This is a genomic window from Polaromonas sp. P1_G1 (assembly GCF_056405595.1).
Map to the genome: position 1 here is coordinate 1 of NZ_JBFUBU010000285.1, position 372 is coordinate 372.

General features: G+C 63.2%; 1 pseudogene. It reads left to right on the forward strand.

The window, feature by feature from the left end:
* Positions 1-372, forward strand: a pseudogene (locus tag AC1D1Y_RS26865) (heterodisulfide reductase-related iron-sulfur binding cluster); the annotation flags it as partial.

Below are 372 nucleotides of genomic sequence, written 5' to 3' on the forward strand. Positions count from 1 at the left end.
CGGTGGGGCCGCCCTCGCCCAAAGAGCAGGTGATCCACTTCATCAACAAGAAGATGCCGGGTGGCCTGCCCAAGCGGTCGGCTCGCGCCTTGTTGGACATTGAAGACAAGGACTACGTGCCCATCATCCGCAACCCGCAGACCACGACGGCGGAGACCGAGGCAGTGTTCTACTTCCCCGGCTGTGGTTCGGAGCGCCTGTTCAGCCAGGTGGGCCTGGCCACACAGGCCATCTGTGGCATGCCGGTGTGCAAACCGTGCTGCCCCCGGGCTACCTGTGCTGCGGCTACCCCCAAAAGGGTTCGGGTCAGTTCGACAAGGCCGAGAAGATCATCACCGACAACCGTGTGTTGTTCCACCGCGTGGCCAACAC